The organism is Pseudolysobacter antarcticus (genome assembly GCF_004168365.1).
Taxonomy (GTDB): domain Bacteria; phylum Pseudomonadota; class Gammaproteobacteria; order Xanthomonadales; family Rhodanobacteraceae; genus Pseudolysobacter; species Pseudolysobacter antarcticus.
This window is the reverse complement of record NZ_CP035704.1, coordinates 3,790,805-3,812,701: the sequence shown is the minus strand read 5'-3', so window position 1 is coordinate 3,812,701 and position 21,897 is coordinate 3,790,805. Positions and strand designations below refer to the sequence as shown.

At 57.2% G+C, this 21,897-nt stretch carries 23 protein-coding genes; 19 read left to right on the top strand and 4 right to left on the bottom strand.

Features of this window, described 5'->3' with window-relative positions; all coding sequences use genetic code 11:
• The first annotated feature begins 5 nt into the window (after positions 1 to 5).
• The 18 genes from gspG to ELE36_RS16290 all read left to right on the top strand — a co-directional run bounded on the left by gspG (position 6) and on the right by ELE36_RS16290 (position 15,971).
• A complete protein-coding gene (gene gspG, locus ELE36_RS16375) occupies positions 6 to 458 on the top strand; it encodes a type II secretion system major pseudopilin GspG (protein ID WP_129836958.1) in 453 nt (150 codons plus the stop codon).
• A gap of 36 nt (positions 459 to 494) precedes the next feature.
• Complete coding sequence (locus ELE36_RS16370) at positions 495 to 947, top strand: GspH/FimT family pseudopilin (RefSeq protein WP_129835166.1); 453 nt, start codon at positions 495 to 497, stop codon at positions 945 to 947.
• Positions 948 to 988: 41 nt separating this feature from the next.
• Positions 989 to 1,447 carry a type IV pilus modification PilV family protein gene (locus tag ELE36_RS16365; RefSeq protein WP_129835164.1) on the top strand — a complete coding sequence of 153 codons (459 nt, stop codon included), beginning with the start codon at positions 989 to 991 and terminating at the stop codon, positions 1,445 to 1,447.
• Positions 1,444 to 2,160 carry a prepilin-type N-terminal cleavage/methylation domain-containing protein gene (locus ELE36_RS16360; protein ID WP_129835162.1) on the top strand — a complete coding sequence of 239 codons (717 nt, stop codon included), beginning with the start codon at positions 1,444 to 1,446 and terminating at the stop codon, positions 2,158 to 2,160. Before ELE36_RS16365 ends, ELE36_RS16360 begins: the two co-directional genes overlap by 4 nt.
• Entirely contained in the window at positions 2,160 to 3,077 is a 918-nt protein-coding gene (locus ELE36_RS16355; RefSeq protein ID WP_165371660.1) for a type II secretion system minor pseudopilin, read from the top strand. Before ELE36_RS16360 ends, ELE36_RS16355 begins: the two co-directional genes overlap by 1 nt.
• Positions 3,077 to 4,306: a PilN domain-containing protein gene (locus ELE36_RS16350; protein ID WP_129835158.1), complete on the top strand. Its 1,230-nt coding sequence runs from the start codon at positions 3,077 to 3,079 to the stop codon at positions 4,304 to 4,306. Before ELE36_RS16355 ends, ELE36_RS16350 begins: the two co-directional genes overlap by 1 nt.
• The gene (gene gspM / locus ELE36_RS16345) at positions 4,281 to 4,940 is read left to right on the top strand and encodes a type II secretion system protein GspM (RefSeq protein WP_165371658.1); all 660 of its coding nucleotides are present in this window, start codon (positions 4,281 to 4,283) and stop codon (positions 4,938 to 4,940) included. The genes ELE36_RS16350 and gspM overlap by 26 nt, the downstream gene beginning before the upstream one ends.
• Entirely contained in the window at positions 4,937 to 5,683 is a 747-nt protein-coding gene (locus ELE36_RS16340) for a hypothetical protein (protein WP_129835154.1), read from the top strand. Before gspM ends, ELE36_RS16340 begins: the two co-directional genes overlap by 4 nt.
• A 173-nt stretch (positions 5,684 to 5,856) precedes the next feature.
• Positions 5,857 to 8,331 (top strand): type II secretion system secretin GspD, encoded by a 2,475-nt coding sequence (gspD, locus tag ELE36_RS16335; protein WP_129835152.1) that lies wholly within the window; start codon positions 5,857 to 5,859, stop codon positions 8,329 to 8,331.
• 8 nt (positions 8,332 to 8,339) lie between these two features.
• A complete protein-coding gene (locus ELE36_RS16330; protein ID WP_129835150.1) occupies positions 8,340 to 8,789 on the top strand; it encodes a hypothetical protein in 450 nt (149 codons plus the stop codon).
• Between the two features lie 226 nt (positions 8,790 to 9,015).
• A complete protein-coding gene (locus ELE36_RS16325; RefSeq protein WP_129835148.1) occupies positions 9,016 to 9,987 on the top strand; it encodes a hypothetical protein in 972 nt (323 codons plus the stop codon).
• Between the two features lie 38 nt (positions 9,988 to 10,025).
• On the top strand, positions 10,026 to 10,532 hold the full coding sequence (locus ELE36_RS16320; RefSeq protein WP_129835146.1) for a hypothetical protein: 507 nt from the start codon (positions 10,026 to 10,028) through the stop codon (positions 10,530 to 10,532).
• A gap of 221 nt (positions 10,533 to 10,753) precedes the next feature.
• Positions 10,754 to 11,977, top strand: coding sequence for a hypothetical protein (locus tag ELE36_RS16315; RefSeq protein ID WP_129835144.1), 1,224 nt, complete (start codon positions 10,754 to 10,756; stop codon positions 11,975 to 11,977).
• A gap of 93 nt (positions 11,978 to 12,070) precedes the next feature.
• Positions 12,071 to 13,030, top strand: coding sequence for a peptidylprolyl isomerase (locus tag ELE36_RS16310; protein ID WP_129835142.1), 960 nt, complete (start codon positions 12,071 to 12,073; stop codon positions 13,028 to 13,030).
• Between the two features lie 175 nt (positions 13,031 to 13,205).
• Positions 13,206 to 14,153 carry a glycosyltransferase family 2 protein gene (locus ELE36_RS16305; RefSeq protein WP_129835140.1) on the top strand — a complete coding sequence of 316 codons (948 nt, stop codon included), beginning with the start codon at positions 13,206 to 13,208 and terminating at the stop codon, positions 14,151 to 14,153.
• 96 nt (positions 14,154 to 14,249) lie between these two features.
• Positions 14,250 to 14,729 carry a CBS domain-containing protein gene (locus ELE36_RS16300; RefSeq protein ID WP_129836956.1) on the top strand — a complete coding sequence of 160 codons (480 nt, stop codon included), beginning with the start codon at positions 14,250 to 14,252 and terminating at the stop codon, positions 14,727 to 14,729.
• 32 nt (positions 14,730 to 14,761) lie between these two features.
• Positions 14,762 to 15,358: an RNA polymerase sigma factor gene (locus ELE36_RS16295; protein ID WP_129835138.1), complete on the top strand. Its 597-nt coding sequence runs from the start codon at positions 14,762 to 14,764 to the stop codon at positions 15,356 to 15,358.
• On the top strand, positions 15,351 to 15,971 hold the full coding sequence (locus ELE36_RS16290) for a hypothetical protein (RefSeq protein WP_129835137.1): 621 nt from the start codon (positions 15,351 to 15,353) through the stop codon (positions 15,969 to 15,971). Before ELE36_RS16295 ends, ELE36_RS16290 begins: the two co-directional genes overlap by 8 nt.
• Before the next feature lie 96 nt (positions 15,972 to 16,067).
• On the opposite strand, the gene ELE36_RS16285 is transcribed toward ELE36_RS16290, so the two are convergent.
• The 3 genes from ELE36_RS16285 to ELE36_RS16275 form a co-directional block, all read right to left on the bottom strand.
• Complete coding sequence (locus ELE36_RS16285; RefSeq protein WP_129835136.1) at positions 16,068 to 17,666, bottom strand: peptide chain release factor 3; 1,599 nt, start codon at positions 17,664 to 17,666, stop codon at positions 16,068 to 16,070.
• Between the two features lie 193 nt (positions 17,667 to 17,859).
• On the bottom strand, positions 17,860 to 18,819 hold the full coding sequence (locus ELE36_RS16280; protein WP_242512291.1) for a M23 family metallopeptidase: 960 nt from the start codon (positions 18,817 to 18,819) through the stop codon (positions 17,860 to 17,862).
• A gap of 13 nt (positions 18,820 to 18,832) precedes the next feature.
• A complete protein-coding gene (locus tag ELE36_RS16275; protein ID WP_129835135.1) occupies positions 18,833 to 20,212 on the bottom strand; it encodes an L-serine ammonia-lyase in 1,380 nt (459 codons plus the stop codon).
• 65 nt (positions 20,213 to 20,277) lie between these two features.
• On the opposite strand from ELE36_RS16275, the gene ELE36_RS16270 reads away from it, so the two are divergent.
• Entirely contained in the window at positions 20,278 to 20,505 is a 228-nt protein-coding gene (locus tag ELE36_RS16270; protein WP_129835134.1) for a glutaredoxin family protein, read from the top strand.
• Between the two features lie 10 nt (positions 20,506 to 20,515).
• Here ELE36_RS16270 and ELE36_RS16265 read toward each other — a convergent pair whose 3' ends face one another.
• The gene (locus tag ELE36_RS16265; RefSeq protein WP_129835133.1) at positions 20,516 to 21,895 is read right to left on the bottom strand and encodes a GTP-binding protein; all 1,380 of its coding nucleotides are present in this window, start codon (positions 21,893 to 21,895) and stop codon (positions 20,516 to 20,518) included.
• Between the last annotated feature and the right edge of the window lie 2 nt (positions 21,896 to 21,897).

Sequence of the window (21,897 nt, the reverse complement as noted above, 5' to 3'; positions counted from 1 at the left end):
TGAACATGCAATCGAATGGCGCGTTACGCATAGCGCGTTTCGGCTCGCGCGCGAATCTGTCGCGGACGAAAGGTTTTACCTTGATCGAAATGATCGCTGTGCTGGTCTTGATCGGCTTGGTTATGGGAATTGTCGGCGGCAAAATCATGGACAATTTCAACAAGGGCAAATACGGAGCGGGCAAGGCGCAGCTGCATGCGTTGGAAATGAAAATCAATGCCTATATTCTCGACAATGGCAACCCGCCTGCGCAGCTCGGCGACCTGCTGACGCGACCGGGCAGTGCCGGCAACTGGAACGGGCCGTATGCCAAGGATTCGGATTTGAAAGATCCATTCGGCCATCCATACCAGTACAAGGCGCCGGGCGAGCATGGCGATTTCGACATCGTTTTTCTCGGCAAGGATGGCGCCCCAGGTGGCGACAGCTTGAACAAGGATGTCGGCAGCTGGGAATAATCCCGCGCTGCTAGCAAACGTTCGGCACAGTACGCCATGAACTCATCGCGCCAGCACGGCTTCAGCCTGATGGAGCTGGTCGCTGTGATGGCGTTGCTGGCCATCGCGATTGCCGTGGTGTCATTCGGCTTCAGCAAAAGCCTGACCAGCGCCAAGATCGAAGCGGCCAGTCGCGATCTCGCGGCGATGCTCAAATACACGCGTGGTCAGGCGATCGTCAAAGGCCAGCAGCAGATTTTCGAGCTGAATATCGAGACCAACAGCTACAAGGCGCCGGGTCGCGCGATCGTGCGCCTGCCGCCAAGCATGCACCTCGGTTTGCTCACGGCAACCAACGAGCTGACCAGCGCGCAATCCGGTTCGATCCGCTTTTATCCCGATGGCAGTTCCACCGGTGGCCACGTCACGGTGTATCTCGGCAAGCGTGAATGGCATATCAACGTGAGCTGGCTCACGGGTGAAGTCGGGCGCGAGGAGATTCAGCATTGAACGCGAACTTGTACGCGCCATGCCGGTCAACAACGCCCGCCATGCAGACACTTCAACGCCGATCATTTCGCTACAACCGATTGCCGCAGCAGCGCGGATTCACGTTGCTCGAGCTGGTCGCGGCGTTCGTGATTTTCGCGATCAGTTTCAGTGTGCTGATGGGCGTGTTGACGTCTTCGATCCAGAACGTGCGACGCTCCGCCGAATATACGCAGGCGGCGTTGTGGGCGCAGTCATTGCTGGATGTTGTCGGCGTCGGCGAGCGCCTCAAGGAAGGCGGATCGAACGGTCGCTTCGACAATAATTATCGCTGGGATCTGCGCATCAGCAAATTCCAGCCGCCGGCCGCAGCGCAATTTACCGCCGAGCAAATCGCGCCCGTCGATTTGTATCAGCTCGATCTCAACGTCAGCTGGAACGGTACCTCGCAGCAACGTCAGGCGCGTTTCGTGACCTTGCGCGCGAATACGCCTCAACCTGCCGGACAACCCGGCGGATGAAGAATCTGCATATCCATCCGCGTGCAAACAGCGGCTTCACCTTGCTGGAGACGGTGCTTGCCATCGTCTTGCTGGCGGTATTGATCGGCGCGGGTTACAGCGGCCTGCGTGCTGCGGCAAAAGCGATGGCTTCCGGTGAGGTTTCGGTCGAGCGCACCAATCGCCTGCGTGTGTCGCAGGAGTTCATGCGGCATCAGATCAGCCGCATTCTGCCGTTGCCCTACGATCACGACGACAGTACCGGCGAGAACAAAATTTTCGAGGGCACGCGCGACATGATGCGTTTTGTTGCGCCGATGCCGGGTTATCTATCGCACGGTGGTGCGTACGTGCAAACAATCGAGCTCAAGCGCGCCGCGGGAAACACTTTGCAGCTGTATTTCAGCAATGTGATCCTGACCGGTTACGACGCAAAAAAACTCACGCTGAGCGATCTCGATCCGCAGGTGCTGATCGATCAGGTCAAGTCCGGCCGTTTCGAATACCGCACCTACAATGATCAAGGCGAACTCGGTGACTGGACCGATCGCTGGGAAGATCCGGGCAAGACGCCGGTGATGGTGCGCATCCATCTGGAAATGGCGCGCGAAGCGCTGGTGGCATGGCCGGACATGCAGATTGCGCTGGTCATGGATGGCGCGAGCACACAACAGCGCAATGGCTTTATCGCGACACCGCGTGGCAACCCGCTGAACAACGGAGCGGCGCGTTAATGTCTAGTCGCGATAAAAATTTGATCGCCGTTTCGCGGCAGCATGGCGTGGCGCTGATCCTGGTGATGTGGATCACCACGTTGCTCGCGATTCTGCTCGGCAGTTTTGCCTTGATCGCACGCACCGAAAATCTCGAAGCACGGCATTTGTTTGATACCACGCGAGCGCGTTATGCGGCTGAAGCGGGTTTGAATCTCGCGGTGTTCCAGTTGCGCCTGCCCGATCCAACCACGCGCTGGGTGGCGGATGGCCGTCCGAATGATTTCGAATACGAGGGTTTCAAGGTCAGTGTTGCGATCACTGACGACTCCGGCAAGATCGATTTGAATACCGCTGATGTGAACATTCTTACGCAGATGTTCGTCGGTAACGGCATCGATCCGGCCAAGGCCGACCAGCTCGCGGCGGCGATTATCGACTGGCGCGATCCCGATGATCTGGTGTCCCCAAACGGTGCCGAATTGAACGAATACAAATCCGCCGGTTATGCCTATGGACCCGCGAACAAACCGTTCACTACGGTGTCTGAAATGCAGCAGGTGATCGGCATGAACTACGAAATCTATCGCCGCATTGAACCCGCGATCACGCTGTATACCGGCCGCGGCAACGCTAGTCTGGCGTATGGGACGTTCGAGGCGTTGATGTCTACTCCCGGAATGACGGCAGACATGGCCAACCAGATCATTCAGCAACGCCAGCTGATACCCGCCGGCACCCCGCAAACCGGTCTTACCGGCCCTGACGGCACGCCAATCGTGGCAGATGGCGGCGGGCTCACGTATAGTATTAAATCCCGTGCCACGCTCCCGAATGGTGCCAGTACCCTGCTCGACGCTACCATTCGCATGGGCGGTGTCGGTAACGAGGGTCGGCCGTATGTCGTGTTGCGCTGGCGTGATGGCGAAGCCTCTTGATGACACCTACTGATCAGCTCAAAAAAGGGCTCGTCCAACTGCGGACGCGCTATGCCAAAACTCCACTGCCCGGATTCTTTTCGTGGTGGGGCGGAGAGCTTTTTGCCTTTTTGCCCGAACGCTGGCGTGCCGCGTTGGGCGAACGCGGCGAAGCCTTGCTGCTCGAACGCAACCCGGGCGAACTGGTGCTGTGGCGTCAGTCCGGGAACCGGATCAGCGAGCATGGCCGCATCGCGCTGGAGCTGACGCCCGAGCAGCAGCAGGATAATTTTGCGCGCTTGCGTAATGCGGTCGCCGATCCGAATCTGCGTGTGTATTTCTGCATCAGTCGCGCCCGCACCTTGCATCGCAATTTGTGGCTGCCCACGGCGGCGGAAGACAATTTGCGCCAGGTGCTAGCATTTGAAATGGACCGGCAGACGCCGTTCAAGGCCGACCAGGTGTATTTCGATTATCAGGCCGGTGCGCGTGATGCTGCCGGGCGTAATCTGAGTGTGGATCTGACCGTGGTGCCGCGCGGAGTCCTCGATAACGAACTTGCCGCGCTCGCCACCACCGGTGCGGTGCTGGACGGCGTCGACTGCTGGCGCGATCAGCCGGGTAGCGGTCGTGCCGGATTAAATCTGCTACCACAGGATCGTCGGGCCAAGCGCCGCGACATGCGTTTGCGCCTGAATCTCGCCTTGGCGGCGGCGGCGATATTGCTGCTGCTGGTGGTGATGGTGCAATCGTTGTCGAATCGCGCCCAAGCTGTGGCCGCGATGACCGAGGAAGTAGACAAGGCCAACAAGGACGCCAAGCAGGTTTCCGATCTGCGCCGGACCTTGCAGGACACGATTACTTCGGCCAACTTCCTGAGCCGCAAGAAAGCCGAAACGCCGAACATGGTTGCGCTGCTGGATGATCTGTCACGGCGCCTGCCCGACGACACATTTCTTGAGCGTTTGAATGTGGACGAAAAGGGCAAGCTCGAAATCCAGGGGCAAAGTGCGATCGCGGCGAAACTGATTGATACTCTGAAACAGTCCGATGTGATTGCCGATCCGTCGTTTCAGGGCCAGATCCAGCCCGATCCACGTACCAAGAAAGAGCGTTTCGATCTTATCGCGCAACTGCGTCCGCGTGATTTCAAATCCGACAAGCCGGCGATCGATGCCGCCAAGTCGAAATCGAAACCTGATGCTGCCGCCAAAGGAGAGGCTAATGCGCCTGACGCCGGAAGCAAGTAAGGGGCGATATTTCGCACTGGCGTTATTGCTGATGGTAGTGTTGATCGGCTACCTGCTGGGAGTGCATTGGTGGTTTGTCGCGCCGCATCTGGACTATGCCAGCCAAATGAGTGATCTGCGCGAGCAGCAGCTCAAGTTCCGCGAGACCACGGCGCAGCGTCCGCAGATCGAGACGCAGCTCGCCGAGGTATTGAGTTTCGAAAAAAACAATCAGGCGTTTCTAACCGACGCGGATGCGAATAGCGCGTTCTCCAGCCTGACGCAGAAACTCACGCAGGTAGTCACGATGCGCGCCGCCGATGCCACCCGCTGCAGCATCAGCAGCAAGCAGCCGATCAATCTGGCGCAAGAGGAACTTTATCTGCGCGTGATTGCCCAAGTGCGCATGCGCTGCGATATGGAGACCTTTGCGCATATTGTGTACGACCTGGAAAACAGTAACCCGTATCTGTTCGTGGATCAGTTGGCGATTTTCAAACAAGCCGGCGGTGGCGGATTTGTCGCCGTTCCGGGGGGCAAGCAACCTACGGCAGGGGCATCGCTCGATATTCGTTTTAATCTTTCCGGTTATCTGCGCCAGCCTGGCAAGAAGCCCGAGGTAAAGCCGCAAACTGGCGGGAAACGTTCGGAATGAATACGCGTGTAGCTAGCTTGGCCACCTTGGTCCTAACCTGCATATGCGGTTTCTTCGCATTGCTGGCCGTGCTGCAATTGTTCGGATTGGGCACGGGATATGGATGGGCGGGCGATTCCTCGGATGCGGGCGCTGCCGCCAATGCTACCGCCGCGATCGACCGTGAGCCGTTCAAGTTGCCCAACGAAAACACGTTTTCAGATGTGCAGAAAAGGCCGCCTTTCAATGAGGATAGAAAGCCTACCCAATTTGCGGATCCCACGCCTGACAAGCCTGCTTTGCCGCCGGTAGCGCTGAATATCACGCTCAACGGCGTCATTCTCACCCCGGACGTCCATTTGGTAATGCTGACCGACAAAGCCAAAAACACACCGGTAATGATCAAGGAAGGCATGCCGCTGCCGGGCGATCAGGGCGGCTGGACGCTGATGACGATCAAACCGCGCAGCGCGATCTTCAATGACGGTAGCTCGGATGTGGAAGTCGAGCTCAGCAGTGCGCCATCACCGCCCCCATCGAAAACGCCACCAACAGCAAAAGCGGCGCCGGGAACTGACCCAAAAGCTGCTGCGCCAGCGGTTGCGACCGTACCAAATGCGTACGTACCTCCCGGCACACCGCCCCCTGGCCGCACGCCTACCGGCGAGGCCAAGGTTGACGATTTGCAGCATCGTATCGAGGAGCGCCGCAAGCAAATGCGTGACGAAGCGGCCAAGCAAGCGCAACAGAAAGGATCGCAATAATTTGACGCTGGAAAGACTATCTGGTCGATTCAGCAGGCACGGCTGATAGTGCGAGTTTTGCCGTCGCGACAGAGATTCTGCATGCTGTTGCGATCACCGTACGATGTATTCATGGTTTGTTTTATCCGGCGGTTGCCACTACTCGGCTGCCAGCCCGTAAACGGAGTGTTGCTGTGTCATTACGTCTGAGAATAACGATTATCGCGTTGCTGACGGCCTTGGCTGCCGGTTGCGCCACGCCGGGCCAACACAAGGACTCGGCGCCTGCTGGCGAAGATTCGATCATTCGCACGATGGCGCCGGTCGGTTCTGATGCTGAGCGCAAACAGCGCGAGCTGGATGAAACCAGCACCGGCATTGCCATCGGCAGCAAAGGCAAGGATCCGAGCAAGCCACCGGCGAAAGGCGAGGTTGAGCTCGGCACCGGCAAATTCATCAATGAACAAGCGGCAAAGGCGCTCACGCCGAAAGCCGCAGCCGATGGCCAGATTACCTTCAACTTCGATAACACGCCGATTCAGGCTGTCGTGCAGAATATTCTTGGCGAGCTGCTCAAGCGCAACTACACCATCGCGCCGGGCGTGCAGGGTAATGTGACGTTCTCCACCGCCAAGCCGATCAATCTCGATCAGGCCATGTCGATTCTGGAGATGTTGTTGTCGTGGACCAAAAACTCGCTGGTATTCAAGGATGGCCGTTATATCGTTACCGCTGTGGCCGATGCGATTCCGGGCAATCTTGCGCCGACGATTTCGGCGCCCACTTTGCCCAACGGTTATTCAGTGCGCGTGTTTCCGCTCAAATACGTCTCGCCGACCGAGATGGCAAAGATTCTCAAGCCTTACGCGCGCGCCGATGCCGTGGTATCTGCCGATGCTGCGCGCAGCATGATGGTATTGGCGGGCAATCAGGGCGAGCTCGAAAACTACGCGCGCGTTATCCAGATTTTCGACGTCGACTGGCTCAAGGGCATGTCGGTCGGTGTGTACGCGCTGCAACACGCCGAAGTGGCGAAAATCATGACCGAGATGGACAAGATCTTCGGCGCCACCGGCGAATCGCCTCTGGCCGGCATGTTTCGTTTTATTCCGATCGACAGCACCAATTCGGTGGTGGTGATCACGCCGCAGGTCACTTATCTGGAGCAGGCCGAGAAGTGGCTGCATCGTCTCGATGTGGGCGCGGGTGACAGCGCAACGCAGCTCTACGTTTACGACGTGAAAAACGTCAAGGCGGTAGATCTTTCGGATCATCTGATCAGCATTTTCATCGGCGGCTCCAGCTCCTCTGGCGCGCGTCGCACGAGCACTTCGGGCTCGGTGGCGCCAGGGCTGCGATCGAGTTCGATCGGCGGCGCGGGTGGTGGTATCGGTGGCAGCACATTGGGAGGTAGCAGTTTGGGCGGCGGTGTCGGCGGGGCAACCACCGGACTCAACCAGGCACGCACCAATAATCTGCCAACAAATGCAGGGGCCAACGGTGGTTCAGCGCCTGCTGCATCGGGTGGAGCTGCGGCCAAGGACAGCGATATCCGCATCACTGCCGTGGAAGAAAACAATCAGTTGTTGATCATGGCGACGCCATTCGAGTGGGATTCGATCACCTCGGCGATTCGTCGTCTGGATGTGCCGCCGTTGCAAGTGCAGATCGAAGCTAAAGTGCTGGAAGTAATTCTGTCGGGCGATCTGAACTACGGCGTGCAGTGGTATCTCAACGGACTCATCGGCACTGGCGCGGGCTCGGCGGAGGCAAACGGTAACTACAACTACAACCCGCCTGGGGTCAACAATGGCAGAGATTTCACAGGCAATTCACACGACCGCCATCGCACGTCCCTCGGCGCTACCACAGCAGGGCCTGGGCCAGTTGCCAACGGCGGTCTGTTCTATTCGTTCCTCAACAAGAATTTCGAAGTCGCGATCAACGCGCTGCAGACTAAAGGACTAACCAAGGCGTTGGCGACGCCGTCGCTGGTAGTGATGAATAATCAGTCGGCAACGATCATGTCCGGCTCACAGATTCCTATCACTACGGTCTCGCTTGCACCGGGCGTGATCGGCACCACCGGCACGGGAACGAGTACGACTAGTAGTTCCTATAACTCCGTCAACTATATTTCGACCGGGACTACGCTCACGATCACCCCGCGCGTGAATCCGGGCGGCTTGGTATACATGGATATCCAGCAGGAAGTGAGCTCGCCAGCCCAAGCTGCTCCGGGCGCCAATCCGGCGATCAACCAGCGTCAGCTACAAACGCAGGTAGCGGTTCAGAGCGGCGAGACGGTTTTGCTAGGCGGGTTGATCCAGGAAAACAATAGTACGGTGGAGACTGGTTTACCGGGCTTGGTGAATATTCCGATCATCGGTAAATTGTTTGGCAATACCACTAATCATCGTGATCGAACCGAGCTCATTATTTTGATCACGCCGCGAGTCATCAGAAATCAGGAAGAAGCGCGCACGATGACCGAGGAATATCAAAACAAGTTTGAGTCGCTTGCACCCCTGCGCGCAAAAGGTACGGTGCTGGCGCCGCCGGTTCCTACGTCTTCACCGGATGCTCCCATCAAAAATACCAACGGTTCGGATAAAGGCTTCGTTCCCGCCGAAACCGTACCTATGCCTAACCCTGACAAACAACATTGAGACTGCCTATGAATATTCGGACTTTTTCCCCGGCCTTGCGCGCAACAACCCTGTTGGGACTGTTGCTGGTGCTTGGTGCTTGCGCGACCATGACCAAAAAAGAAGATGTATCGGTTGTCGACAAGCGGGCGGTAGAGCGCTGGAACCTGTTAATCGCTGGCAAAGCCGAGAAGTCTTATGACTATCTCTCGCCGGGCTATCAAAAAACGCAATCTCGCGAAAACTACGCTGCACAAATGAACAATCGTCCGGTACACTGGAAAAAGGTATCGTTCCTCAACAAGGATTGCAGCGAAGACGTTTGCCACGTGCGTTTGCTTGTTGATTTCACCGTCAACATGAGTATAGGCATGGGCCGTGAAGCGAGTTCGGTAGACGTTGTCAAGGAAGATTGGCTCAATACCGACGGGCATTGGTACTTCCTGCCACCGGCATTGGGCGGAGCAACCCCCAAGTAGTTTTGGCCGGGATTGCGGATATGCATGAGGCACGAGCCTGAATCCACAAGCCGGCCAAACTAACGCTAAGTAAACAGATATTGCGTTGCCTTGAACTTTGTCTTAGCATAGAACCGCTGTTGCCTACCCTAGCCGTAAGAAGGCGGGCCAAAACCGCTAAATCGGTCGAAGGCAGGCGTGTAAAGCAAAAGCCAGAAAGCCCTGTGGTTACATTAGGAGTGTTGTGATGAAACGAAATAATCTTACTACTGCCGTGATCGCCGGAATCGCCGGTGTTGCTGGCATCGCGAACATGGCGGGTGCCGTTAACCTGAACCCGGATGGTCTGGGCCAGGTCTTGATCTACCCGTACTTCACCGTCAATGCCAACAACCAGACCTTGCTCTCTGTGGTTAACACCCAGAACGCTGGTAAGGCTGTCAAGGTGCGTTTCCTTGAAGGTTATGACAGCCGCGAAGTACTCGATTTCAACTTGTACCTGTCGCCGTATGACGTCTGGACCGCAACCGTGTTTGATACCGGCGGTATCAATCTTCGCGCAACTGACGGCAGCGCAGAAGCCGCCGTGCTTACTCCGGACGAAAGCTGCACCGATCCTGCTATCAAGCATGGCGCAGTTGGCAACCCGGGTATCGAACAGCTGCCTGATGGCCGCAACTTCGCTGCATTCGTCAACAGTGCATATGCTGGTGGCAACGATGACGGCGGTCCGGAAGCTCTCAGCCGTACCCGCACCGGCCATATCGAGTTGATCGAAATGGCGACGGTTGTCGGTCCGACGCTTGCCAACATCAAGCATGTCAACGGTGTGCCGCCGGGCTGCAAAGCCGTTATCGGTGCTACCGGTGGTGCGGATTACCTCACCCCGACCGGTGGTCTGTTCGGTACGGGCAGCATCGTCAACTCGCTGGCTGGTACCCTGTTTGGTTACAACGCCGATGCGGTTGACGGCTTCTACACCAGCACCGGTAATCTGTTCAACCAGGCAGGTACGATCGCACCCGATCTGACCAACGGCGACAACACCGGTGGTGTTGAAACCTCGTACGTGTTCAACAACGGCAAGCTGATTACCTCGTCGTGGACCCTGACCAGCGGCGGCTCGATCGATGCAGTAAGCTCGGTCTTCACCGCTGACCATATCTACAACGAATATGAGCTGAACCCGGCCAGCGGCTCGGTTGCCCGGAATGGGTAATTACCTTCCCGACCAAGCGTTATTACGTTGATCCGACCTTGTTCCTGGCCGCAATTCCTCCCTTCACCGTGCTGTTTGGTGACGATAGTGCGAATCCAGGCACGGCTTGCGAAAAGGTTGGCCTGAACGAGTATGATCGTGAAGAGCGTACCCCGCAGCGCGTAACGGGCTTCTCGCCGCCGCGTCCGGGTGCCAACAGCCCGGTTCTTTGCTGGGAAGCACAGGTTGTTACCTTCCAGCCGACCGCGTCTGTCGGTGCAGCTTCGCCGATCTTCGGTTCGCCGCTGTTCACCAACGTCGATACGCTGCATGACCTCGGCGCCAGCGGTACCTCGGGCTGGGTTAACATCACCTTGACTGGTGCCGGTCACTTGTTGACCGCTTCCAACGAAGGCAACGTGTTCTCGGGTCTGCCGGTAACCGGCTTCCTCGCGAAGGACTTCACCAACAAGAACGTGACCCCGGGTATCCTGGGTAACTATGCTGGTCTGTACCGTCACCGTACCTCGCGTACTTGCACCAACACCAATGGTGTTTGCTCGTAAGCAAGTAGCGTGTTGTAAGTTGAAGAGGGGGCCGTTTGGCCCCCTCTTTTTTTATGGTCGCGACTTTGTTCGGCTACGTCACGACTATCAATGCATTGAAGCGTGACATCCGGGCAACATAAGCTATAAGCAACTTTGGTGTCTCGCTTTGCCCCAATTAGCAAAGATTTAACCGGCGCAGCGTACAATATCCGTTAGCCACTCACAGACTACTTACGCCAATGATTCGATCTGCCTTAGCAAGTGCGTCCATTTTCCTGCTGTCCGTCGGTTTCGCCGGCAACGCTGCAGCGACTAATATCTATTTTCAATATGGCTCGCCACTCAAGACCTGCCAGGTGAAAGTAGGTCCAGGCGTGGACATTGTCGCGGACACCATTGGCGGTACCTTTGTGGTGGCTGGTGCATTTGCGAATCCGCCACCGAATGGCAAGACCGAAGCAGGCGATTTGTATATCTCCAGCGCCACACCTGACGCCACGACCTGTGGAACTACGCAGACAGGGCCTGGAATTCCCGCAACGCCTACTATTACGTTAGGTGTGCCCGTTACAACGCTACCCGCAAATCAGACCACCACTCCGATAAACATATCGATTGGCAATTTGTCGCCAGCGGGAGTTTCGACGTCATGTGTGGCATCTGCAACGCTCAATACCGGCAGTGGCGCATTTAGCACTACCGTTAGCGGCTGGTCTGGTACTGTGTGTTCAAATGCTGCGGCGTGCGGCAGTTTAACCTCGGCGACTGCGTCTAATTTGTCCACCGGCACCTATGTTTTTGGTCTTACATGCAGCAGTACGCTAACTTCCGGAAATCTGACGAGTACGGCTACGTCCTCATTGGCCGTCAGCCCAGCCGTTACCGCTAACATCATCGTTCCGACAGGCAACTGCCCTAGTCCTGTGGTGTACTCGGGATCGTTTACGCAGCAACCGGTCATAACCAATGATAGTACGGGTGTCACCGGCAGCACTTTCGGGTCGATTTTTGGTGGGCCTTCTCAGGTGGGCTGGCCGGGCGTCACGAGCGCAGGGCCTCAGTTCATAGTTATAAATACAAATGGTTTTTTAGCCTTCTCATTCACAGCATTGGCAGGTACACACTCCGGTACTTATTTAAGTCAGGCAAGTGCTAATCAAGCCAATGCATCAATTACCATCAGCACATGCAAAGGCGATTTCAGAACCGCCGTTGTAGCAGGGGCCCTTGGTGCTAATTGCTTCAAATCCAGCACGGATCGCACCCCTGCCGTATCTTGGGACACGGATCCTAACGGCACCACCCCGGGGACATGTCATCTGACTCCTGGTACTCAGTATTGGCTTAATATTGCGAATGTTGCATTGACAAATCCGCCAACCCATCCCGTGCAACTCTGCAGCAATGCTATAGATGGTGCTGGTTGTGATTCTGCAATTAAGAATACTGTCAATACTCCCTGAAGAGCTAAGGTATATCTATTCGGCTTTGTGGACTAATGTCATAAGACTAGTCCACAAGGCTATTTTGAAATTTTAAATTAAAAAATGGCGTAAATGAGTATCGGAACCAAGCTCGGCTTTATCATCTCCTTGGCTGCAACCTTTATCGCTACGGCATCCGCAGTCGATTTACCGAGTTCCGACGCGGTGATCGCGTCTCGCGGCACGGCGAAAGTGACTTTCGCCGATATTGATGCGTATGTGCAGCGTATACCGCAGAAAGATCGCGCGGGATTTATGGACAGCCCCAAGCGTATCGAGAATTTGATCGACGGCCTGTTGCTGCAAAAGCAATTGGCGCAGACTGCGCGGGATAACAAACTCGATCAGACTCCCGCGGTGCAGCAGCAATTGAAGCTGGCGCAGGACGAGTTATTGTCAAAGCAGGCTTTGACCAGTTTCGAGGCCAACCTGAAATTGCCCGACCTGTTGTCCTTGGCAAAGGAAACCTATGCCACACATAAATCCGACTATGTAACTCATGGTCAGATTGACGTGAAGCATATTTTGATCGATGTAAAATCGCGTAGCGACGACGAGGCAAAGAAGCTCGCGCAGGATGTCGAGCATCAGGCGAAGGCCGATCCGGCAGCATTCGATACGCTGGTTCAGAAATATTCGGATGATCCCAGCAAAAGTAAAAATGCCGGTTTGATGACCGATGCCGGCGACACCCGATACGATCCCGCGTTTATCGCAGGCGCTCAGAGTCTGAAGAAAGAGGGTGAAATATCCCCGCTGGTGCATAGCAAATTCGGCTATCACATTCTGAAGCTGGTGAAGCGCGAAGCCGATCATCAAAAGAGTTTCGACGAATCACGCGAGGCTTTGATTGCGCAACTGACCGCTCAGTACAAGGAGCAGCAGTTACGTACCTATAGCGCAAATTTTTCAAGCATGCCGCTAGACGCCGATCCTGCACTGGTGGAGTCGTTGCGTGACCGCTACATGCCCACGTCGGCAGCAACCCCGTTGGCGCCAACTGCCGTGCCCGTTGCAGCTGGCAAGAACTAGCTTAACTCGACGCCGCACCATATTGCGCTTCACTAGCGCAATATGGTGTGCGACTTCGGAAGAGTATAAAGCTGTTCCTTCCATCCCCCCAGGTGGCTCCAGTACTACAGCAATAGTTTCCGTGTAACGTGCTGTCCGTTACGATGCAGACATTCTGCCGCGTGGAAAGTCTGTAATGCATCTAGCCGTTGTCGTTCCCGCATTCAATGAAAGTGAGGCACTGCGCGAGTTCCATCTGCGCCTGGCTGCCGTGTTCGACAAACTCGATGGCATGCGCTGCGAGGTGTTGTACGTCGACGACGGCAGTCGCGACGACACGTACTCGGTCATGTGCTCATTGCGCGACGCTGATGCACGCGTATCCACGCTCAAGCTGAGTCGCAATTTCGGCAAGGAGCTTGCGCTCACCGCAGGCCTCGATCATGTCGACGCCGATGCGGTGGTGGTGATCGACGCGGACCTGCAAGACCCCCCGGAATTGATACCCACGTTCATTGCGCATTGGCGCGAGGGTTATGACGTGGTGTACGGCACGCGTGCCTCGCGCGCTGGTGAATCGCGACTGAAAAAACTTACTGCTTCGGCGTTTTATCGCGTGATGGAGCGCCTGAGCAATACGCCGGTGCCGCGCGATACCGGCGATTTCCGCCTGCTCAGTCGGCGCGCACTCGACGGCATGAAACAACTGCGTGAACGCCAGCGTTTCATGAAAGGCCTGTTTACCTGGGTCGGATTCAAGCAACTGTCCGTGCCGTACGATCGTGACCCACGTTTTGCCGGCACCACAAAATTCAATTACTGGCGCTTGTGGAATTTTGCACTCGACGGCATCACGTCGTTTTCGGGCGCACCGTTGAAGGCGGCGACTTATGTCGGATCCTTCACTGCGATGATCGCTTTTATCTACGGCGTTTGGGTGCTGATCAAGGCATTGGTATGGGGTGATACCGTCAAGGGTTATCCATCGTTGATGCTGGTTGTACTGTTCCTTGGCGGCGTGCAACTCGTGGCGCTCGGCGTGATTGGCGAATATCTTGGCCGCCTGTATGTGGAAGCAAAGCAACGGCCGCTGTACCTCACCGATGAATTTGTAGCGGCCGCAGAAAACCCGGCAGACCGATAGTCTATTGCCGTTGGCTGTTACTGGCCAAACCGCAGTAGACTGTATCAAACCGCTGTCGCTGCGACAGCCTCGTCATGATGGAGGTTCGTGTCATGCATCAGGCCAAAACATCTGCTCGAAAACAAAGGTAGCGCCATCCATGCGATTGCGCCGGATGCGTCCGTACTCGACGCGATCAAACTCATGGCCGAAAAACACGTCGGCGCCTTGCTGGTAATGCGCGGCGCGACGCTGGTCGGCATCGTTTCCGAGCGAGATTACGCGCGCAAAGTGGTGCTGATGGGACGCTCATCTCGCGACACTGCCGTGCTCGATATCATGTCCGCCCCGGTCATCACGGTGAATCCGCAGGCCACAGTACCCGAGTGCATGCAGACGGTCACCGAGCATCGTGTGCGCCATCTGCCGGTGGTCGATGGCGAACGCGTGATCGGCGTTCTTTCGATTGGCGACCTGGTGAAATCCGTGATCGACGAGCAACAGCAGCATATCGATCAACTGCAACGTTACATAGCCGGTGAGGCGTGGTGGTGGCGGGCGAGGCCGCAATGTCTCGACAGTGCGAATAGTCCATAGGCATTGCTCTGCCCAAGGCGAGAAGCGATTCCATGCGGATGCAGATTCTAGCTGCCAAAACCGCGCGAGGCGGGCGCGTGAGCATCCGCGAGAACGATCCCCGCCACGCGACGCTACAGCGTGTCCTGCGCGATTACGGCGCCAAGTTGCGTGCCCTGATCGGAGACCCACGGATTGGCACGATATGCATCGATCCAGACGATATCGAGCAAGAAGTACGCATTCGTCTGTGGAAAGCTCTCGAACGTGACCAGAATTCGGTCTTTCATGCGTTATATATACAGAGAACAGTAGCGAGCACCGTAATTGACGCGTTGCGCCGGCTGCAGGCGAGGCCGGTTGAGGCAATGCCGGAAGACGAGGAATCGTCTGCGTTGCAGGATACCTCGGCTCGGCCCGACGACATGGTGGGCGGGTCGCAGTATATGGCGCTAATAGCAAGCTGCTTGGCGGAATTGCCGGGTCAGCGCGGCCAAGTGGTGGCGTTGCACCTGCAAGGTTTCCGGGCAGAAGAGATATCCGGGCTGGTGAATGTTTCAGTGGATGCAGTAAGAAAATTATTATCGCGAGGGTTGGAGCAGCTCAAGTTGCGCCTGACCGAATTGGGATGTGGAGATTTCGATGAATAAGCACAGTCAGAACAAGCCGAGTCTCGGTCGGATCTATCGTCAGTCTGCTGCCGATGCTTTGCATCGTTCGGTTGCATCGAGCGATGCCGATCTGCTGGCGCAGGCCGCAGGTGGTGTCTTGAGCCACGAAAATCGCGAAAAGGCGATCACGGCCATCGCCGGTTCGGCAATTGAAGCCGATCTGTATCGATTGTTGCAGGCGTTACAGCCGATATCCGCGGAACTTGCACAAGATCTGGCAACGCAGTCGCAAGTGCCCAACACCGTAGTGCCATTCAAGCGCGCCTTGCCTGCGCAGCACGCCCCTGCACCTCGCTCGCGCCCGACACTGACGCGTTGGGCTTCGTTCGCTGTTGCGGCGGCCGTAGTAGCGGCAGTGCTTGTCACCGTGCCGCGCAGTTTCAAACAAAGTTCACAAACATCTGTTATCGCGCAGCAGCAACTCACTGTGCCGCCAGCCGGGGACGAAATTTTCCGCGCCGAAACAGGTTCACGCGTCGCCAGCAATCGCGGCGAATCAAACTCGATGCCACGCCGCAGCGACACGATTTTCAATTCGAATAGCGTGAGCGAAGGCGACAAGATCTTCAGCGCGCGCTTCAACGGCAGCTGAGTTTTCCGGCAAGGATGGCGCTCGGCATGATCACACTGCCGAGCGTTTCAAATAATCCTCAAGCTTAACTGCGGAAATCGCACCACAACCCGCAACTCAACTGATCAAAGCCGCACTCGCATGTTCGCGAGTCGCCGCAAAACGTATCGCTGGCGCACGTTCGATCGCCAGTTGCAGGTTGACTCGCGTCGGCGCCAGATAGACCAGCTCACCCGCCGCATCCAGCGACAGAAACGACGCATTCTTCTCGCGGAACTCGGCGAGTTTTTTCTCGTCTTCGCCATGTACCCAGCGAGCCGTGACCACACCGATCGTCTCGAACAGACAATCCACGCCGTATTCGTCCTTGAGCCGATACGCAACCACGTCGAACTGCAACACGCCCACCGCACCGAGAATCAGATCGTTCGACATCAGTGGCCGGAAAAACTGCGTCGCGCCTTCTTCCGACAATTGCGCCAGACCTTTCTGCAATTGCTTGATCTTGAGCGGGTCACGCAAGCGCGCGCGGCGAAATAACTCCGGCGCGAAATTCGGGATGCCGGTAAAGCTCAGATTCTCGCCTTCGGTAAACGTATCGCCGATCGAAATCGTGCCGTGGTTATGGATGCCGATGACATCGCCGGGCCATGCCGTTTCCACCAGTTCGCGATCCGACGCCATGAACGTCAGCGCATTCGCCAGTTTCATTTCCTTGCGCGTGCGCACATGAAACGCCTTCATGCCCGCCGTAAATTTACCCGAGCAGATGCGCATGAACGCGACGCGATCACGATGCATCGGATCCATGTTCGCCTGGATCTTGAACACAAAGCCGGTGAGTTTGGTTTCATCGGGAGAAATTACACGCGACGTCGTCGCGCGCGCCAGCGGCCCCGGTGCATTTTCGACAAACGCATCGAGCAGTGGCTGTACGCCGAAATTATTCACCGCCGAGCCGAAGAACACCGGCGTCTGTTTGCCGGCCAGATAGGCATCGCGATCGAATGGATTCGATGCGCCCAGCACCAGCTCCAGTTCTTCGCGCAATTCGTCATACATGTCGCCAAGGCGCCGACGCAATTCCGGATGATCCAGGCCGGTAAAAATCGTCGAATCCTGGCGCGTGAAATTGCGTCCGGGTTCGTACAAATGCACTTCATTCGTGAGCAAGTGATACACGCCTTTGAGGCGCGAACCCATGCCAATCGGCCACGTCACGGGCGCGCATTGAATGCCGAGCACCGACTCCACCTCATCCAGCAATTCGATCGGCGAACGCCCTTCGCGATCCAGCTTGTTGATGAAGGTAATGATCGGCGTATCACGCAGACGACAGACTTCCATGAGTTTGATTGTGCGTTCTTCCACGCCCTTGGCGCAGTCGATCACCATCAGCGCGGAATCGACCGCGGTCAGCACCCGATAGGTGTCTTCGGAGAAATCCGCGTGGCCCGGTGTGTCGAGCAAATTGATGACGCGATCTTCGTATGGAAATTGCATCACCGATGACGTCACCGAAATGCCGCGCTCTTTTTCCAGCGCCATCCAATCCGACGTTGCATGCCGCGCTGCCTTGCGTGATTTCACGCTGCCCGCCATCTGGATCGCGCCGCCGAACAGCAGCAGCTTTTCGGTCAGCGTAGTCTTGCCCGCATCGGGATGCGAAATGATGGCGAAGGTGCGCCGACGGCGGGTTTCTAAAAGCTGGGTCATGGCGGCGCCGCAAGAATGTGTTGATCGGGCGCGCTAGGCACTAGCGTTAGTCGCCGAAAGGGCTGCGATTATAGTCGATCCGCGTCCCGCGCATGGCAATGGCAACGCCGGTGCGGACACTGCTGCGAAGTACTTTCCGCACACTAAGCGAAATTTTCTCGCATAACTCTCTGGATAATGCGCATGCAAATATTCAGGGAGCGCTGAGCACCGTGCCTTCAACCGGAACAAAATCACCATCCGCTCCGGCGAATTTGAACGGCACCGACACAAGTTGCATATTCCGATTCTGCTGGATGCAAAAATGCAGATGCGGCCCACTCGAATATCCGGTATCACCAGACAACGCCAACGTCTCACCCGCCCGCACATGCGCGCCGACATGTACCCGCGCGGTTTCCATCTGCAGATGCGCATACACCGCCATGCTGCCATCGGCGTGAACGATGCGGATATTGTTGGCGCGATCGCCGTACCGCGCCATGTCCAGGCCGGCGCCGTAAAAATCATTGTCGACCGTCATCACCACGCCATCGCGCGCGGCGATTACCGGCGTGCCTTCCGGCATGCCGATATCCACCGCGTATTGATTCTGCGCATCGTGGTGACTGAACTTGCCGCCGAAACCCTGCGCCACCGTAAACTGATTGTGCGTGGCAAACGGTAGCCGATAACGCGCCGATTCATCCACCGCCGCGTGCACATCGCCCGGCATGTAGGTGGCGCTGAATCGATAATGAAATCCCTGTCGCGGATTAGCCGCATGAATATGCACGCCCGGCGTTTCTCCCTGTGGCTTGATCACCAGACGAGCCGGCAAAGGTGGCTCTGTCGCCACGTTCGCCGACTCGCTAAAGCTGACTTCCACGCTGACCGGCCCGCCGGAAAAATTGATGAAAGTAATGGTGCGATCAGTATCCGGCCCATCCTCGCGCAAGCGCATCAACGGCTGCGGTTCGGCGCGTGCCAGCGTCGTGGTGACTTTGAAATTGGCGTTATCGGTCGGCGCGACATCGGTGATATGCACGATGCCTTTGTCGTCGGTGTATTGATACAGATGTTTGGCTTCGGTGATGCGTCCGTAACAGAGCAATGTCCAAAAAAATATCACGCCATACAGATTGCCGTAATGTCGGAAAACTCTCGTGCGCATCGTCAATCGCCGATCAGCATTCGATGACGTTGACCGCCAGCCCGCCGCGCGAGGTTTCCTTGTATTTGTCCTGCATGTCGCGGCCGGTATCGCGCATGGTCTTGATGACTTTGTCGAGCGACACGCGATGTTGGCCGTCGCCGCGAAACGCCATGCGCTGCGCGTTGATCGCCTTGACCGAGCCCATCGCGTTGCGTTCGATACACGGGATTTGTACCAAGCCGCCGATCGGATCGCAGGTGAGTCCGAGGTTGTGTTCCATGCCGATCTCGGCTGCGTTTTCGATTTGATAAATCGTGCCGCCGAGTGCCGCGGTGAGCCCGCCCGCAGCCATCGAGCAGGCCACGCCGACCTCGCCTTGGCAGCCGACTTCGGCGCCGGAAATCGATGCGTTCTCCTTGTACAAGATGCCGATCGCCGCGGCGGTCAGCATAAAATCCAGCACGCCTTGTTCGTTCGCGTTCGGGCAAAAGCGATGGTAATAATGCAACACCGCCGGAATGATGCCGGCCGCGCCGTTGGTGGGTGCGGTGACGACTCTTCCGCCCGCCGCATTCTCTTCGTTGACCGCGAGTGCGTAGAGATTCACCCAATCGAGAATGGTCAGCGGATCGCGCAAAGCGGCTTCTGGCTGGCTCATCAATTCGGCGAACATCTGCGGCGCGCGACGTTGCACTTTCAGGCCGCCGGGCAGGATGCCGCTTTCGCGCGTGCCGCGCGCAACGCAATCCTGCATCGCCTTCCAGATCGTCAGCAGGCCGCTGCGAATTTCCGTCTCGCTGCGCCAGACTTTTTCATTCGCCAGCATCAGTTGCGCGATGCTGATGCCGTTGTCATCGCATTGCTGCAGCAACTCGTCGCCACTGTGAAACGGATAGGGTAGGGCGGTGGTGTCGGCGACAATCTTGTCTTCGGCGGCCTCGTCGTGATTGACCACAAAACCGCCGCCGACCGAATAGTAGTCGCGCGTGAACAACTCGTTTTCCTGCGCGTCGAAGGCGTGAAAACGCATGCCGTTGGAATGGTACGGCAGCTTCTGGCGCTTGTTGAAAATCAGGTCGCGCTTTTCATCGAAGGCGATCGACAAGGTTGGATTCAGCTGCAGCCGTTTTTCACCGCGGATTCGCGCGAGTCGAGCGTTGATGCTGTCGACATCGACCTTGTCCGGCTCGTCGCCTTCGAGTCCGAGCATGATCGCCTTGTCAGTGCCATGGCCGCGTCCGGTATGTGCTAGCGAGCCGAACAATTCGCAACGCAAACGCACGGTCTGTTCGAGCTGGCCGCGCTCGATCAGGCGAAACACAAAACGATGCGCGGCACGCATCGGCCCGATGGTGTGTGATGACGACGGCCCGATGCCGATCTTGAACAAGTCGAAAACACTGACAGCCATTGCGAGATTCCTGCGTGAGCGCGAAAACACTTATTCTACGCTGAGTTGTTACTCGCGGATTTACCATGGCATTAGTTTTGTACGGACGCGGCGATTGTGCGTTGTGTTGGCACGCCGAAGAGGCGCTGCGGCATGCCGATGTGGTTGCTGTGCCGATCGATGTCGACAGCGATGCGGCACTCGAAACCCGCTACGGCGAACGCATTCCGGTGCTGCGCAATGAAGATAACGGCACGGAGCTGGATTGGCCGTTTGATGCGTATGCGATCCGCAAATTCTGCGCAACCGCTTGACCAAAAAGGTTTACGGACTTGTGCGCAGCTTTTGCAGAATCGCGCCGCGCGCTTCGCGCAAGATCGAATCGCGATCGAGGCTCGCGACAATATCCGCTACCACACGTTTGGCGCCGAGCTCGCCCCACGATTTGCCCTGAATCAAATAACGTTCCGCAGCACGCCCGACCAGCTCAGTGGCGTACCACGCGAGTGCACCTTGCGCGCCGGCGGTGACCACGGTGGAAAATCCTGCGCTCAAACCTTTCAATGCCGATGCGACCAGATGCATGCCCCAGATCGCACTCATGAGCGCAATCAACTGTGCGGTAATCGTCGCGAGCAAGGTGCCGGCCTCGGCGCGCGTCAGTGGCAAACCGTAGACCTTGGCCAGATGCACCACCATCGCGCCGTCGAGTGACGCGGCAGCGAGCAGATCGGCGACCGGAATTGGATTCAGCGCAACGGCCACGCCTTTCGCGATGCAATAATTCCGGATCACACGCTCGGCAAGTTGATGACGCGCGGCGGCGATGCGCGCGCTGACGTTGTCGCTCAGCCGACCGGCGAACAGACTCGCATTCAGCGCAGAAAGGGTCTTGCCTTCGCGCTCGCAAATCGTGAAAACGCGCGTAGTGAGATCAACCACATCGGGTGCTTGTTCGCTGCGCGATTCGTGCTCGATTCCATTCTCATCGATCTGCACGACCACTCGTTCGGCGGGGCGCGCCGCTGCGGCCACAACGTCTTCGGCGCGCACCAATCCGCTTGCGTGTTCGCGCAGGCGTGTCAGCAATCGCTCGCGTTCGGCTGGACTGTAGCGATCCGCCTTGTTCAATGCGAGCATCAGCGGACGCTGTGTTTGCGCGAGCGTGCGCAAGGCGGCGAGTTCGGTCGAAGTCATGTCGCCATCGACGACAAAAATCACGAGGTCGCTGATGCCGGCGACATCGAACGCAAGCCGTTCGCGCTCTTCGCCCGACAATTCGTTGATGCCGGGAGTGTCGATCAGTTGCAGGCCGCTGCTGGCGACTTCGTGCCAACGCTGGGTCTGGCGCATCGTGGTGGTGCCGTGCAAAACGCCGACATCGAATGCGTCGCGGCCAAGCAGCGCATTCGCCAGCGCGGACTTGCCGACGCTGACGCGACCGAACACCGCGATATGCAAATCGCCGCGCGTGAGTTTGCCGAGCAGCGCTTCGATCTGCGCAAAATCATCGGCGAGCTGCGTGCGCACGCTGTCGGGAATACTCGGATCATCGAGCAACGCGCGCAATGCATCGCTCGCCTGGCTCAGATGCGCCTCGCCGCGCGCGGCATCTTCCGGCGCGTTCGCCGTTCCGGCAACGTTCTGCGCGCGTAGCGGCAGCAGTCCGCGCAGACGTTGCCAAAGCGAACGATCTTCGCTCATGC

Bases quoted from the DNA above. Each gene is read 5' to 3' on its own strand.
- gspG (WP_129836958.1), top strand. From the start codon at position 6: ATGCAATCGAATGGCGCGTTACGCATAGCGCGTTTCGGCTCGCGCGCG.
- ELE36_RS16370 (WP_129835166.1), top strand. From the start codon at position 495: ATGAACTCATCGCGCCAGCACGGCTTCAGCCTGATGGAGCTGGTCGCT.
- ELE36_RS16365 (WP_129835164.1), top strand. From the start codon at position 989: ATGCAGACACTTCAACGCCGATCATTTCGCTACAACCGATTGCCGCAG.
- ELE36_RS16360 (WP_129835162.1), top strand. From the start codon at position 1,444: ATGAAGAATCTGCATATCCATCCGCGTGCAAACAGCGGCTTCACCTTG.
- ELE36_RS16355 (WP_165371660.1), top strand. From the start codon at position 2,160: ATGTCTAGTCGCGATAAAAATTTGATCGCCGTTTCGCGGCAGCATGGC.
- ELE36_RS16350 (WP_129835158.1), top strand. From the start codon at position 3,077: ATGACACCTACTGATCAGCTCAAAAAAGGGCTCGTCCAACTGCGGACG.
- gspM (WP_165371658.1), top strand. From the start codon at position 4,281: ATGCGCCTGACGCCGGAAGCAAGTAAGGGGCGATATTTCGCACTGGCG.
- ELE36_RS16340 (WP_129835154.1), top strand. From the start codon at position 4,937: ATGAATACGCGTGTAGCTAGCTTGGCCACCTTGGTCCTAACCTGCATA.
- ELE36_RS16330 (WP_129835150.1), top strand. From the start codon at position 8,340: ATGAATATTCGGACTTTTTCCCCGGCCTTGCGCGCAACAACCCTGTTG.
- ELE36_RS16325 (WP_129835148.1), top strand. From the start codon at position 9,016: ATGAAACGAAATAATCTTACTACTGCCGTGATCGCCGGAATCGCCGGT.
- ELE36_RS16315 (WP_129835144.1), top strand. From the start codon at position 10,754: ATGATTCGATCTGCCTTAGCAAGTGCGTCCATTTTCCTGCTGTCCGTC.
- ELE36_RS16310 (WP_129835142.1), top strand. From the start codon at position 12,071: ATGAGTATCGGAACCAAGCTCGGCTTTATCATCTCCTTGGCTGCAACC.
- ELE36_RS16305 (WP_129835140.1), top strand. From the start codon at position 13,206: ATGCATCTAGCCGTTGTCGTTCCCGCATTCAATGAAAGTGAGGCACTG.
- ELE36_RS16295 (WP_129835138.1), top strand. From the start codon at position 14,762: ATGCGGATGCAGATTCTAGCTGCCAAAACCGCGCGAGGCGGGCGCGTG.
- ELE36_RS16290 (WP_129835137.1), top strand. From the start codon at position 15,351: ATGAATAAGCACAGTCAGAACAAGCCGAGTCTCGGTCGGATCTATCGT.
- ELE36_RS16285 (WP_129835136.1), bottom strand. From the start codon at position 17,666: ATGACCCAGCTTTTAGAAACCCGCCGTCGGCGCACCTTCGCCATCATT.
- ELE36_RS16280 (WP_242512291.1), bottom strand. From the start codon at position 18,819: ATGCGCACGAGAGTTTTCCGACATTACGGCAATCTGTATGGCGTGATA.
- ELE36_RS16275 (WP_129835135.1), bottom strand. From the start codon at position 20,212: ATGGCTGTCAGTGTTTTCGACTTGTTCAAGATCGGCATCGGGCCGTCG.
- ELE36_RS16270 (WP_129835134.1), top strand. From the start codon at position 20,278: ATGGCATTAGTTTTGTACGGACGCGGCGATTGTGCGTTGTGTTGGCAC.
- ELE36_RS16265 (WP_129835133.1), bottom strand. From the start codon at position 21,895: ATGAGCGAAGATCGTTCGCTTTGGCAACGTCTGCGCGGACTGCTGCCG.